Origin of the sequence: Nocardia ignorata NBRC 108230, from assembly GCF_001612905.1 — a bacterium.
Classification (GTDB): domain Bacteria; phylum Actinomycetota; class Actinomycetes; order Mycobacteriales; family Mycobacteriaceae; genus Nocardia; species Nocardia ignorata.
In genome coordinates, this window is the sequence record NZ_BDBI01000026.1 from 196,529 (window position 1) to 209,780 (window position 13,252).

General features: G+C 69.4%; 14 protein-coding genes. 9 read left to right on the top strand and 5 right to left on the bottom strand.

All coding sequences use genetic code 11. The annotated features are described in order from the left end of the window. Position 1 precedes the first annotated feature (1 nt). The 6 genes from NI2_RS22585 (at position 2) to NI2_RS22610 (ending at position 5,195) form a co-directional block, all read left to right on the top strand. Complete coding sequence (locus tag NI2_RS22585; protein WP_067493757.1) at positions 2–958, top strand: DUF58 domain-containing protein; 957 nt, start codon at positions 2–4, stop codon at positions 956–958. Beyond that, on the top strand, positions 955–1,959 hold the full coding sequence (locus NI2_RS22590; RefSeq protein ID WP_067493759.1) for a VWA domain-containing protein: 1,005 nt from the start codon (positions 955–957) through the stop codon (positions 1,957–1,959). Before NI2_RS22585 ends, NI2_RS22590 begins: the two co-directional genes overlap by 4 nt. 84 nt (positions 1,960–2,043) lie before the next feature. Then, a complete protein-coding gene (fabG1, locus tag NI2_RS22595) occupies positions 2,044–2,760 on the top strand; it encodes a 3-oxoacyl-ACP reductase FabG1 (RefSeq protein ID WP_067493761.1) in 717 nt (238 codons plus the stop codon). A gap of 71 nt (positions 2,761–2,831) precedes the next feature. Continuing rightward, positions 2,832–3,668 carry an NADH-dependent enoyl-ACP reductase InhA gene (gene inhA / locus NI2_RS22600; RefSeq protein WP_067493763.1) on the top strand — a complete coding sequence of 279 codons (837 nt, stop codon included), beginning with the start codon at positions 2,832–2,834 and terminating at the stop codon, positions 3,666–3,668. Continuing rightward, entirely contained in the window at positions 3,668–4,717 is a 1,050-nt protein-coding gene (locus tag NI2_RS22605; RefSeq protein ID WP_067493765.1) for a ferrochelatase, read from the top strand. Before inhA ends, NI2_RS22605 begins: the two co-directional genes overlap by 1 nt. 85 nt (positions 4,718–4,802) lie before the next feature. Next, a complete protein-coding gene (locus NI2_RS22610) occupies positions 4,803–5,195 on the top strand; it encodes a hypothetical protein (protein ID WP_067493767.1) in 393 nt (130 codons plus the stop codon). Positions 5,196–5,260: 65 nt separating this feature from the next. Here the strand turns inward: NI2_RS22610 and NI2_RS22615 are convergent, their stop codons facing one another. Both NI2_RS22615 and NI2_RS22620 read right to left on the bottom strand, forming a co-directional pair. Next, complete coding sequence (locus NI2_RS22615; protein ID WP_067493769.1) at positions 5,261–6,076, bottom strand: Rv1486c family protein; 816 nt, start codon at positions 6,074–6,076, stop codon at positions 5,261–5,263. Positions 6,077–6,134: 58 nt separating this feature from the next. Then, a complete protein-coding gene (locus NI2_RS22620) occupies positions 6,135–6,947 on the bottom strand; it encodes a DUF3097 domain-containing protein (RefSeq protein WP_067493771.1) in 813 nt (270 codons plus the stop codon). Between the two features lie 143 nt (positions 6,948–7,090). Between NI2_RS22620 and NI2_RS22625 the strand changes: the two genes are divergently transcribed. Together NI2_RS22625 and NI2_RS22630 are read left to right on the top strand one after the other, a co-directional pair. Continuing rightward, entirely contained in the window at positions 7,091–7,522 is a 432-nt protein-coding gene (locus NI2_RS22625) for an NfeD family protein (protein ID WP_067493773.1), read from the top strand. A gap of 5 nt (positions 7,523–7,527) precedes the next feature. After that, positions 7,528–8,757: an SPFH domain-containing protein gene (locus tag NI2_RS22630; RefSeq protein ID WP_067493775.1), complete on the top strand. Its 1,230-nt coding sequence runs from the start codon at positions 7,528–7,530 to the stop codon at positions 8,755–8,757. Positions 8,758–8,797: 40 nt separating this feature from the next. On the opposite strand, the gene NI2_RS22635 is transcribed toward NI2_RS22630, so the two are convergent. Then, positions 8,798–10,042, bottom strand: coding sequence for a molybdopterin-binding protein (locus NI2_RS22635; RefSeq protein WP_084476621.1), 1,245 nt, complete (start codon positions 10,040–10,042; stop codon positions 8,798–8,800). 142 nt (positions 10,043–10,184) lie between these two features. Here NI2_RS22635 and NI2_RS22640 point away from each other — a divergent pair, with 142 nt between their 5' ends. Then, the gene (locus NI2_RS22640) at positions 10,185–11,045 is read left to right on the top strand and encodes an isocitrate lyase/PEP mutase family protein (protein WP_067493779.1); all 861 of its coding nucleotides are present in this window, start codon (positions 10,185–10,187) and stop codon (positions 11,043–11,045) included. A 1-nt stretch (position 11,046) separates the two neighbouring features. On the opposite strand, the gene NI2_RS22645 is transcribed toward NI2_RS22640, so the two are convergent. Together NI2_RS22645 and NI2_RS22650 are read right to left on the bottom strand one after the other, a co-directional pair. Beyond that, the gene (locus NI2_RS22645) at positions 11,047–11,673 is read right to left on the bottom strand and encodes a DUF305 domain-containing protein (protein ID WP_067493781.1); all 627 of its coding nucleotides are present in this window, start codon (positions 11,671–11,673) and stop codon (positions 11,047–11,049) included. Continuing rightward, positions 11,670–13,232, bottom strand: a complete 1,563-nt coding sequence (locus NI2_RS22650) for an LVIVD repeat-containing protein (RefSeq protein WP_067493783.1) — start codon at positions 13,230–13,232, stop codon at positions 11,670–11,672. The genes NI2_RS22645 and NI2_RS22650 overlap by 4 nt, the downstream gene beginning before the upstream one ends. Between the last annotated feature and the right edge of the window lie 20 nt (positions 13,233–13,252).

The following is a 13,252-nucleotide window of genomic DNA, read 5'->3' on the forward strand; positions in this document are numbered from 1 at the left end:
CGTGCCCGAGCCGTCTCACGTACCGCCGTCGTTCCGGGCGGGGGAGCTGACCGATCCGAAACTGTCGGCCGCGCTGAAAACACTCGAGCTGACGGTGCGCCGCCGCCTCGACGGTGTGCTGCACGGCGACCACCAGGGCCTGATCCCCGGCCCGGGTTCGGAGCCGGGGGAGGCGCGGCTGTACCAGCCGGGCGACGATGTGCGCCAGATGGATTGGTCGGTCACCGCCCGCACCACCCATCCACACGTGCGCCAGATGATCGCCGACCGCGAGCTCGAGACCTGGCTCGTGGTCGACCTGTCGTCGAGTCTGGATTTCGGCACCGGGCGCGTGCAGAAACGCGATCTGGCGATCGCGGCGGCGGCGGCCATCACCCACCTCACCTCCGGCGGCGGCAACCGCATCGGCGCCGTCGTCGCGACCGGTCAAGATCTGGTCCGGATTCCCGCGCGCGCCGGGCGCCTGCACGCCCAGACCATGCTGCGCGGCATCGCGACCACCCCGCACGCCCGCGACGGTGTGCGCGGTGACCTGAAGGCGGGCATCGAATCGTTGCGCCGCCCGCAGCGCAAACGCGGTCTCGCCGTGGTGATCAGCGACTTCCTCGGCGACGTGGACTGGCAGCGTTCGCTGCGCGCGATCTCGGCCCGCCACGACCTGCTCGCGGTGGAGGTGCTCGACCCGCTCGACATCGCCCTGCCCGACGGCGGCGACGTCGTGCTGCACGACCCCGAGACCGGGCACACCCGCGAATTCAGCGTCACCCCCACGCTGCGCGCGGATTTCGCTGCCGCGGCCAACGCGCAGCGCGAACAGGTGCATCAGGCGCTGCGCAGTTGTGGTGCGCCGGTGCTGACCCTGCAGACCGACCGGGACTGGATCGCCGACGTGGTCCGGTTCGTGTCCACCCGGCGCCATAACCTCGGCGCCCCGAGCGGGCGGGTGCCTCGCCAGTGAGTATTTCGCATTTCACCGCCGCCGCCTGGCTCGGTTTCCTCCTCGTCGTCGCGCTGCTCGTCCTCGGTTACGTGCTCGTGCAGCGCGCCCGCCACAAGCGGATGCTGCAGTTCGGCAATATGACTGTGCTCGAGCGGGTCGCGCCGTCGCGGCCGAGCCCCGTGCGGCACGTGCCGATCGCGCTGATCCTGGTCGGGCTGATCCTGCTCACCATCGCCGCCGCCGGGCCGACCGCTGTGCAGAAGGTGCCGCGCAACCGCGCGACGGTGGTGCTGGTCATGGACGTGTCGCTGTCGATGGAGGCCACCGATGTGCCGCCGAACCGGCTGCAGGTGGCTCAGGAAGCGGGCAAGGACTTCGTCGAGGGGCTGACCCCGGGTATCAACCTCGGTTTCGTCACGTTCGCCGGTACCGCGTCGGTGATGGTGTCGCCCACGACCAATCGTGAGGCGGTCAAGCACTCGATCGACAACATCAAGCTGGCCGAGCGCACCGCCACCGGTGAGGGCATCCTGACGGCCCTGCAGTCCATCGACACCCTCGCCGCGGTGCTCGGTGGTGCGGAAACGCCGCCGCCCGCGCGTGTGGTGCTCATGTCGGACGGCAAGCAGACGGTGCCCGACGACAAGGACATCGACAACCCGCGCCACGGTTTCACCGCCGCCCGCCTCGCCAAGAACAAGGGCATCCCGGTGTCGACGATCTCCTTCGGCACCGAATGGGGCACCGTCGAGATCCCCGATTCCGACGGCGGCGGCTCGCAGCGCGTGAAGGTCCCCGTGGACAACGACTCGCTGCGCGAGATCGCCGAGCTGTCCGGCGGCGACTTCTACACCGCCTCCTCACTCGCCGAACTCACCGCCGTCTACGACACTCTCGAAGAGCAGATCGGCTACGAGACCACGCGGGGCGATGCCAGCAGGCCGTGGCTGCTCGGCGGCATGTTGTTCGTCGCGGCGGGCGTGCTCGTCAGCTTGCTCTATCGTCAACGCCTGCCCTAGCTTGCCGTACTCGGCGTTGTGAGCAGTCGCAACGGTGCGACCCTGACGCCGGGCCCTGGAACCAGAACAGATAGGTTGGACCCTATGTCGAACGTCACATCCCGGTCGGTGCTGGTCACCGGCGGTAATCGCGGAATCGGTCTCGCGGTGGCCCAGCGCCTGCTCGCCGACGGGCACAAGGTCGCCGTCACCCATCGCGGGTCGGGCGTGCCCGAGGGACTGTTCGGGGTGAAATGCGATGTCACCGACAGCGAGTCGGTCGACCGGGCGTTCACCGAGGTCGAGGAGCACCAGGGTCCGGTGGAGGTGCTGGTCGCCAATGCGGGCATCACCGACGACACACTGCTCATGCGCATGACCGAGGAGCAGTTCACCAAGGTCATCGACGCGAACCTCACCGGTGCGTTCCGCTGTGCCAAGCGCGCCAACCGCGCCATGCTGCGTGGCCGCTGGGGCCGGATGATCTTCCTCGGTTCGGTGGTGGGTATGAGCGGTCAGGCCGGTCAGATCAACTACGCGTCCTCGAAGGCCGGTGTCATCGGCCTCGCGCGTTCGGTGACCCGTGAGCTGGGTTCGCGTTCCATCACCGCCAATGTCGTCGCCCCCGGTTTCATCGAGACCGACATGACCGCGGATCTTCCCGAGGACATGAAGGAGATGGCGAAGAAGTTCATCCCGCTGCAGCGCCTCGGTCAGCCCGAAGACATCGCCGCTGTCGTCAGCTTCCTCGCGTCCGAGGACTCCCGCTACGTTTCCGGCGCCGTCATCCCGGTCGACGGCGGCATGGGCATGGGCCACTGACCCGCTGACCGACTCCCCGTGGCGGGCGATCAGCCCGCCGCATCCCCGAATCGCAGGAGAACCGAAAACCCATGGGCGGACTGCTCGAAGGCAAGACCATCCTGATCACCGGCATCATCACCGATTCCTCGATCGCGTTCAGCGCGGCGGCGGTCGCGCAGGAGCAGGGCGCGAAGGTGATCATCACCGGCATCCCCGAGCGGCTGCGTCTCATCGACCGCATCGCCAAGCGGCTCCCGCAGGAGGTGCCCCCGGCCATTCCGCTGGACGTCACCAACGAGGAGAACCTCGGCGCGCTGGCCGATGCCATCCGTGAACTGGCGCCCGAGGGCGTCGACGGTGTGCTGCACTCGATCGCGTTCGCGCCCAAGACCCTGATGGGTCCCGACGCGGTGCCGTTCCTCGAGGGCCCCGGCCCCGATGTGGCCAAGTCCTTCGAGATCTCCGCCTGGAGCTACGCCTCGCTGGCCCGCGCCGTGCTGCCGGTGATGAACGAGGGCGGCTCGATCGTCGGCATGGACTTCGATCCGCGCGTGGCGATGCCGTACTACAACTGGATGGGCGTGTCCAAGGCCGCGCTCGAGTCGGTGAACCGGTACGTGGCCCGGGAAGTGGGCTACGCCAAGAAGATCCGCTCCAACCTGATCGCCGCAGGCCCGGTGAAGACCCTGGCCGCCAAGGCCATCGCCGGTACCGCCACCGACGACGCCAAGCAGTTGCGTCAGCTCGACGAGTACTGGGACGGCGCGTCACCGATCGGCTGGGACGGCGCCGACGCGCGCGCCGTGGGCAAGTCGATCGTGGCGCTGCTCTCGGATTGGCTGCCCGCCACCACCGGGTCGATCATCTACGTCGACGGCGGCGCGAGCCACAACATGTGGTTCCCGGAGAACTTCACCTCCAACTGATGGCCGACGCGCTGCTGCTGCTGTCGTTCGGCGGCCCCGAGGGTCCCGAGGACGTGCTCCCGTTCCTGGAGAACGTCACCCGGGGCCGCGGGGTGCCGCCGGAACGGCTGGCCGAGGTCGCCGAGCACTACCTGCATTTCGGCGGGGTCTCGCCGATCAACGCCCTCAACCGGCAGATCATCACCGCGCTGGAAGCCGACCTGGCCGACGCCGGACTCGACCTGCCGGTGTATTTCGGCAACCGGAACTGGCATCCGATGGTGGAGGACACCGTCGCCACGATGACGGCCGACGGCGTGCGCTCGGCCCTCGTCTTCCCCACCTCCGCGTGGGGCGGATATTCCGGCTGTCGCCAGTACAACGAAGACATCGCCCGTGCACGCGCCGCCGTGGGTGACGGCGCGCCGGAACTGGTGAAGCTGCGCCAGTATTTCGATCATCCGCTGCTGATCGCCTCGTTCGCCGACGCGATCACCGCTGCGGTGCAACAGCTTCCGGTCGACCATCGTGAGGGCGCGCGCTTGGTGTTCACCGCGCACTCCATCCCCGTCGCCGCCGACAATGTCGCGGGACCGCCCGTCGACGGTGGCCGCCTCTACAGCAGGCAGGTGGCCGAATCGGCCCGATTGTGTGCCGCCGCAACCAGTTTCGCCGAATACGACGTGGTGTGGCAGTCGCGGTCCGGCCCGCCGCAGGTGCCGTGGCTCGAACCCGACATCGTCGATCACCTGGATGTGCTGCACGGTAAGGGAATCGAGTCCGTGGTGGTGTGCCCCGTGGGATTCGTCTCCGATCATCTCGAGGTGATCTGGGATCTCGACAACGAGGCGGCCACCAGAGCCGGTGAACTCGGCATGGCCTTCGCGCGCGCCGCCACACCCGGTACCGATCCCCGCTTCTCCCGGATGATCGTGGAATTGATCCAGGAGCGTCTCAGCGCGGGGGAGGTGCGTGAGTTGGGCGAAGTCCCCGGTTACGGCTGCACCGTCGACGGCGCGCTGTGCGCCCCCGGCTGCTGCGAACTGCCCCCGCGCCCGCGCGTGCGGTAAGCACAACCGCATAACCATTCACGGCCCGCGCCTCGTACGCGGGTAGGCTGGGCGGTTGTTGTGATCGACAGATCGGAGGCATCCGATGCGCTCGACAAAGCGCCGTCACGCGGCCGCGCTGCTCCTGCTGCCCGTCGCCGGGACGTTCGCCCTGGCCGGCTGCGGCGGTGATTCCGGGTACGAGACCGGCCCGGAACCGACCGAACCGACCATTTCCCAACCGACCGTCGACAGCCTGTGCAGCATCCTCGACTCCCAGCAGGGCACCTGGAAGGCGCTCGGCCCGGAGGTCGGGCGGGTGGCGTTCAACGGAGCCATGCGCCTGTGGGCGCTGCGCGACACCACCGCCAATGCCGCCGTCTCCTACGACCGCTACGTGGTCGACGAGGTCACCGACCGCAGCTGCCCCGAGGTCCGCGCCGACACCCTCACCGTCCTCGACTACCCGGACATGAAGACCGCGCTGAACGGATTCTGAAGCGGCGGTGCCCCGTTTATCGCTGACCGCTCGTCGGATCGGTTGTCGGGCAACCGTTTCCGGTGTCAGGCCGTTGGTCGCGCGGCCGCGTGGATGGCGACCAGCCGGGCCTGACGGATCGTGTTCCACAGCGGACGCAGCAGTGATTCGTGGGCGCCGATGGCCGTGGCCGAGGTCGGTGACGATGCCGGTTCGTGTTCGGCGACAGTGAGAATCGCCGCGACGTGGTCGGCCGTGTCGAGAATGCGCTTGGCGCGCAACGGGATCGAGTCGGGGTACGCGTGCTTGGCGTAGGCGGCGAGCTGGGCTTCGATCTGCTCGCGCGGGTCGGCGTCGGACGGACCGATCGAGGTGGTGTGCAGCTGCATGAGCGCGTCGGCGGCGTCGCGGACCGCTTCACGCATCGTGTACTCGGCGGCACCGAGGGTCATGTCCGGGTCGCCTATGGGCGGGACGATCACGCTGTAGACGGTCCACTGCAGGGTGTCGTCGTCGTCCCAGTGCGGGATCAGGCCGGTGCCTTCCTGGCCGGGGACGCCGATCAGGATGCCTTCCTCCGCATCGATCGCGTCCGCCGCGAAGGCGCTGCCCACCGGTAGGCCGCGCACGTCGCCGGGAGCGGGCAGGACCAGGCGCAGGTGTGCGCCCGCAGGGGCCATCGCCTCACGGATCACCTTGAGCAGCGGCATGGCGCCGGTGCCGGGAAGATCGCCGCGGGAGGTCCACGGTAGGTCGGTGCGGCCACCGGTGGCCGGGTCGCCTGCGGCGATGGTGTGGCGTGGCGCCCAGGCGTGCAGCGACTCCAGCACGTCGTCGGGCGCGCTGGTACCGGCCAGCCAGGAGCCGGCCCAGACCGTCAGCGTGGCACTGGGAGAGCACATAATCATCGAGCATAAAGGTTCGCCCGGATCCGTGTGCCGGGTCTGACCTGCGGTCGAGCTACTCGGGCTCGGTGACGAAGTCGATGAGCCGTTCCACCGCGCCGATCAGCGGTGCCTCGAGATCGCGGAACGAGTCGACCGCGTTGTACACCCGGCGCCACCCCTCCTGCGGGGTGCCCCAGCCGAGCCTGCGACAGATGCCAATCTTCCAGTCCTCACCGCGCGGCACCGTCGGCCAGGCCTCGATCCCGACGGCGGCCGGGCGCACCGCCTGCCACACATCGATGAACGGGTGCCCGGTGACCAGGACGTGCGGGCCGAGCCCGGTGGTGAGCTGGGACTCCTTGGAACCGGTCACCAGGTGGTCGACGAGCACCCCCACTCGCGCCCCTGGACCGGGCCCGAACTCGGCGAGCCGGGCGCCGAGCTTGTCGAGCCCCTCGAGATGTTCCACGACTACGCCCTCGACCCGCAGGTCGTGGCCCCACACCCGCTCGACGAGCGCGGCGTCGTGCACGCCCTCCACCCAGATGCGGCTGCCACGGGCCACCCGCGCGCGCAAGCCCTCTACCCGCGTCGAGCCGGACGCGGAGCGGGTCGGCGGCTTGGGTGCGGTGGCCTTCGGGCGGACCAGCGTCACCGGTTTGCCGTCGATGAGGAACGCCGCCTCGCGCAGCGCGAACAGGCGCACCGCCCCACGCCCGTCCTCGAGTTTCACGAACTCGCCGTCGTAGCTGCGGTCGAAACCGACTACGGCACCGCAGAATCCGCTCGCCGCGTCCTCGACCACCAGATCCCGTTCGGCCACCACCTGCGGTACCGGGGTCTTCTTCGTCCGGTTGTGGCCTGCGTAGATATCGCCGCCGTACATGTCACGCGCACTCACCCGCCCGAGCTTAGAGCCGACGGCGCCGGGGCAGCGGGAGCGGCGCGCGAAAAACGTTGGACCACAAGATCGGCTCCGGGGGCGGGCGACCCCGCCCGCGACGGCCCGATCGGGGCTAGGCTTGGGTGGTGGCCGCAATAATCTGGCTGATCGCGGGCCTAGTGCTGGCGGCGGCCGAAATGCTCACCGGGGATCTCACGCTGCTCATGCTCGGAGTGGCGGCGTTGGCCACCGCGGGCGTCAGCGCCACCGCGGAGCTGCCGCTGTGGGGTGACGCGCTCGTCTTCGGCGCGATGGCCGGGGTGTTGTTCCTCGGGGTTCGCCCGGCGCTGCGCCGCAGGTTCGGTACCCCACCGCCCACACCGACGAATGTCGATGCGCTGACCGGGAAGTCGGCGCTCGTTCTCGAGGACGTCGCCGAGTATTCGGGCCGGGTCAAACTCGGTGGCGAAGTGTGGACGGCGCGTCCGCTCGATCCGAGCGAAGTCTACGAAGCCGGTGTGACCGTCTATGTGATGAAGATCGACGGCGCCACTGCCGTCGTCTGGAAGGGTCCTTAGAGTCCATGGTTGCCTTGATCGTGGCCGCCGTCCTCGTCCTGCTGGTCGTGGTGGTGGTTTTCAAATCTATTGCGCTCGTTCCGCAAGCCGAGGCGGCGGTGATCGAACGGCTCGGCCGGTACTCGCGCACGGTGTCGGGTCAGCTCACGTTCCTCGTCCCGTTCGCCGACCGGGTGCGTGCCAAAGTCGACCTGCGTGAACGGGTCGTGTCGTTCCCGCCGCAGCCGGTGATCACCCAGGACAACCTCACCCTGCAGATCGACTCGGTGGTGTATTTCCAGGTCACCAGCCCGCAGGCCGCGGTGTACGAGATCAGCAACTACATCGCCGCCGTCGAGCAGCTCACCGTCACCACCTTGCGCAACGTGGTCGGTGGCATGACGCTCGAGGAGACGCTGACCTCGCGCGACCAGATCAACAACCAGCTGCGCGGTGTGCTCGACGAAGCCACCGGCCGCTGGGGTCTTCGGGTGGCCCGGGTCGAGCTGAAGTCCATCGATCCGCCGCCGTCGATCCAGGAGTCGATGGAAAAGCAGATGAAGGCCGACCGCGAGAAGCGGGCCATGATCCTCACCGCCGAGGGCACCCGCGAGTCGCAGATCAAGACCGCCGAGGGCGCCAAGCAGGCCCAGATCCTGTCCGCCGAGGGTGCCAAGCAGTCGGCGATCCTGTCGGCCGAGGGTGAGCGGCAGAGCCGCATCCTGCGGGCACAGGGTGAGCGGGCCGCGTCCTACCTGCAGGCGCAAGGTCAGGCCAAGGCCATCGAGAAGGTGTTCGCCGCCATCAAGAACGGCAAGCCGACACCGGAACTGCTCGCCTACCAGTACATGCAGACGTTGCCGATGGTCGCGAAGGGCGACGCCAACAAGGTGTGGCTGGTCCCCAGCGACTTCGGCAAGGCACTCGAGGGGTTCGCTCAGAACTTCGCCACCAAGGGCGAGGACGGGGTGTTCCGGTACGAACCGAACACCGAGGACACACCGCCGGTGAAGATCGAGGACGACTCCGACGTGGCCGACTGGTTCGAGACCGCCTCGGACCCGAAGATCGAGCAAGCGGTCCGCGCCGCCGAGGCCACCGCCCGTCAGCCGGTCGAGGGTTTCGAACCGACGCTGCCGAAAAACCTTGCGCCCAAACCGGAACGCAACCTCCCCGAACCGCCGCCGGTCGGCCCGGCCCAGTCCCAGCCCGGCGACCCGTACGGCCGCCCCTGGCAGCCGCCGCAGCAGACGTAACCCACGGTGTCGGCATTCGACACCGGTCCGGTCTTCGCGGTCAGCGGGGGAGAGGAAGCAGTTCGACGAGGGTGCCTCGGCCGGTGCCGGGCGGGAGGACTGCCAGGGCTTGGCAGCCGATGAGGCCGGCCAGGTGGGGGGTGTGGGCGGGGCCGGTGCTGCGCCAGACGCCGCCGGTCTGTTGCTGGACGGGGACGATGCGGGTGGCGTCGCCCGCCATTACTCCTGCGTCGGAGAGCCTGCCCCACATGGTCGGGCCGGGGGTGCGCAGGGTGAGCGCGTCGATGACAGCGGGGCCGACGGCCAGCAGGGCGGCTACGGCGGCGAGCGGGTTGCCGGGCAGGCCGAGCAGGACACGGCCGTCGGGGAGCTGAGCGACGAGGGTCGAGCCGCCGGGGCGGATCGCGACCCGGTCGACGACGATGCGGGCACCGAGCTCGGCGAGCAGGGTGCGCAGGTGGTCGGCGGCGCCCCGGCCGGTCGCCCCGACCATCACCACCAGGTCGGCGTGCGATTTCAGGGCGAGCCAGGAACGCAGCAGGTCGCGTTCGTCGGCCAGATGCCACAGCCCGGTGCTCGCGATATCGCAACAGCGCAGGAACTCCGGCAGCACCGGACCGAGCGAATCGCGGGTCTCGCCGGGACCGAGCGGGCCGACCGCACGGATCTCGTCACCGGTCATCACCACATCCGCGCGCAACGGCCCACGCACCGTGACGGTTTCGGCCTCGGCACTGAGCGCGGCCGAGACCAGCGCGGCCGACACCCGTGTGCCCGCGGGCGCCAATTGGGTTCCGGTGGACCAGTTCTCGCCCTGCCGCCGGGTGTCGTCGCGTACCGGGGCATCGGGCGCGCGCAATACCACCGGTTTGCCCGACACCACGGTGGTGACGATGTGTTCGTCGCGCAGAGTGGCCGTGGTGCCCAACGGGGTGGCGGCGCCGGTCGCGATCCGCACCGCCTCGCCCGGGGCGAGCACCACCGAACATGGACGCCCCGCGTACCCGACCTGCTCGTGCACCCGCCACCACGGACCCGGCCCCGCGACCGCGTAACCGTCCATGGCCGCCGTATCCACCCGCGGCAGCGGCGTGGCCGCACGCAACGCCACCGCCAGCGTTCCGCCGAGCGCCTCGGTCACCGGTAGCTCACGCACCCCCACCGGCTCCAGACCCGCCGCGATCCGCGCACGCACCTGTTCCAGCCCGCACCGCGTCACCGCGACGATCTCCGCCCGCGCGCTCACCACCACGTCCAACCTTCCGCCCGCCGATACTCCGCCCATCGTCCGCACCCCCCATTGCCTGCGATTTTCTCCCCAGTTGCCGCCCGATAACGTTGTCCTCACCCCCGCCGGTCACCGCCGGTGCGATGCGGTTCGGCGTGGTCTCGGTGCGCGGACCGGATTCGCGTGGCTGAATGGAGGGGTGGATACGGGACAGCGGAAGCGGGCACAGGCGTTTGTCGAGCTGCATCGGTCGGGGTGTTTTCTGTTGCCCAATGCGTGGGATGCGGGGAGTGCGCGGGTACTGGAAGCCGCCGGATTCCCGGCGATCGCCACGACAAGTGCGGGGATCGCGTTCTCCTACGGCAGACCCGACCACGACTTCCACGCCTCCGAAGAGGACGGGCGGGTCGACAAGGGCACGATGATGCGCCGGATCGGGGAGATCACCGGTGCGGTGGGGATACCCGTGAGCGCCGATCTCGAGGAGGGGTACGGGCCGGACGCGCAGGCCGTGGCCACCACCATCGCGGAGGCCATCGCGGCCGGGGCGGCGGGCGGCAATATCGAGGACTTCACCGGTGAGCGCGCGGCCCCGCTGTTCGAGGAGGTGCACGCCGTCGACCGGGTGCGTGCCGCCCGCGCGGCGGTCGCGGCCAGCGGTGCGCCGTTCGTGCTCGTCGGCCGCACCGACGTGCTGCTCGTCGGTGGCGGGCTGGACGAGGCGATCCGCCGGGGCAACGCCTATCTCGCGGCGGGCGCCGACTGCGTGTTCGTTCCCGGTGCCGCCGACACCGAAACCATCGCCACCCTCGTCCGTGAGCTCGACGGCCCCCTCAACGTCGTCATGGGACTCACCGCCAGCCTCACCATGGCCGAACTCGCCGACCTCGGTGTCCGACGGGTGACGGTCGGCGGCAGCATCGCCCGCATGCTCTACCGCCATCTGTTCGACGCCGCCCGCGAGCTGGCCGACCACGGCACCTTCACCTACGCCGAGAACCAGCTCGGTCAGGACGCGCTGAACGACATGTTCACCCGCCGCGACCTCCGGAGGGAGTAGGTCAGGGCCGCGCACCGCGCAACTCGAGAAGCACACCGAGTGAGCCCATTTCGCGGCTCTGCGATTGCGCCATGGACCTGGCCGCCTGCTTGACCGGTCCCTCGGTGAGCAGGGCATCGGCGGCGCGGGCCATCGTGATTCCGCCCGCGTGGTGGTGGTACATCAGCCGAAGGAACATGATCTCGGCCTCGGCACCCCGGGCCGTGGTGAGGGCGTCGAGGTCGGCCTGTGTCGCCAGCCCCGGCATGGTCGCGGGACCGGTCGAATGGTGGTGCTCCGTCAGCCAGCTCATCGGTGTGGTCGCGGTCGGCGCGGCTCCGGCGAGCTGTGTCCAGCCGAGCAGGGTGCCGATCTCGACCCGCTGGGTGTCGGCGATCTGCTCGGCGAGCGCGCGAACCCCCACGTCGGCGGCGGGGTCGAGCCGTTGCACGAGGATCATGGCCTGCTGGTGATGAGCCGTCATGTCCTGCACGAAACCCAGCTCGGTCGTGTTCAGCACCGGTGCGGGCGTGGATCTTTCGGGCGCGAGCAGCGGGCGCGACGCCGCACCGACGACGAAGCAGAACACGGCCGCCGCCAGTGCGGCCGCCATCCCGAGCGCCCTCGGGCGAGCAGCGGACGTGCTCATGACCCGAGCGTCGAAACCTGGTCGGCGGGCGCCCGATACACCGACTCGTCCAGATTCAGCACCATGAACCCGTTGTCGGAACAGGTGACGTACAGCTGATTTCCCCGCCACTCGGGCGGTGACATGCACCAGTCCGCCGACAGATCACCGAACGCGACCCGCCCCGCCCGCGCCGACAACACCTGCGCCGGATCGAACAACCCGTCCGCCATTGCCCGCAGGGCGGCGGGCGCACTCATCGCGGGGATACCGATGATCGAGGCCAGCGCGTGCGGGGAGTTCCAGATCTCGAGGTTGCGTCCGGTGCGGGCGGGCGGGTTGAAGTAGGCGATCTCACGGATCGCGGCGGGGTCACGCACGTCGAACACCCGGATGCCCGAGGAGGTCCAGCCACAGGCGAGCGCGGTCGGGTTCGCCGGGCGATCCGCCGTGCAGTAGTGCGGATCGTAGGAGAACAGCGAATTGCCCATGGCCGAACCGATCTGGGCGTCGACGTGCTCGCCGAGATTGATCTCGAGTTTGATCTTGTTCACGATGCGCGGCGCGGTGTCGTCGGAGACATCGATGAGTTTCACCCCGCCGGAACCGCCTTCGTCGACGGTGAAAAGATGCGGCACACCGTCATAGGTCACCGGCACGCTGTGCTGGGTGGCCCAGCCGTCGGTCCAGAAGGTGCGCCCGAGGTGGGGGACCTGCGGGTTCGGATCGCGACGTTGCACCGCGCTCACGTCGAGCACGGTGAACCCGCCGAGCGCGGAGATGTAGAGCCGGTTCCCGTCGGGGCTCACCCCGAAGCCGTGCGCCTCGATCCCGGTGAGCCCCTGCCAGATCACGTGCGGATTCGCCGGATCGGTCAGGTCGATCGCGCTGAGCAAGCCGGGCGCGATGCCCGAGGCCCAGTAGGTGCGGCCGTCGGGGGAGAAGCCGCCCTCATGCGTCGTGATCGGCAGCGGCATCGCGGGATTCGTGCCAGGTCCCGGATTCAGCAGCCGGGGATGCGCGCAATCGGAGATGTCGTACACCGACAGGAAGCCCGCGCCGATGGCGAGCGGAACGCCGGTGCCGACGAGCAGTTTGCGCGTCGTGTTGACCTTCAACGTCTCCCAGGTGCCGGCCAGCATCGCGGGCTCGGCGAGAGTCGCGGTGTGCCGTGGATTCGCCGGATCGGACACGTCGAGCACCTGCACGCCCGGGTGTTCACCGAGCAGGGTGCCGGGAAAGAACGACCCGACATAGACGCAGTGTTCGAAACTGGTGGAGGTGATTCCGGCTCCGCGCCCGGTGTATCCGCCTGCCATCGACATATTGCAGTGGTAGCCCCGCGCGCTGCGACCACTGTCCCGGTCGGCGGCGGGCACGTCGCCCTGCAGCCCCGTCTCCGGCGCGGACCCCGGCCCGCACTCCGCGCGTGACACCGATGTCCGCCCGATGTCGAAGAATTCGTGCACCAGCTGATCGAAGGGCTGATCGGCGGCCGCGCCCGACGGCAGTCCGATCGCGATCAGCGCGGCCACCGCCGCCGGTGCCGTCGCGCGCACGACCCGAGTCCACAGGTGCATCGTTGCCTCCTCGATCCGCC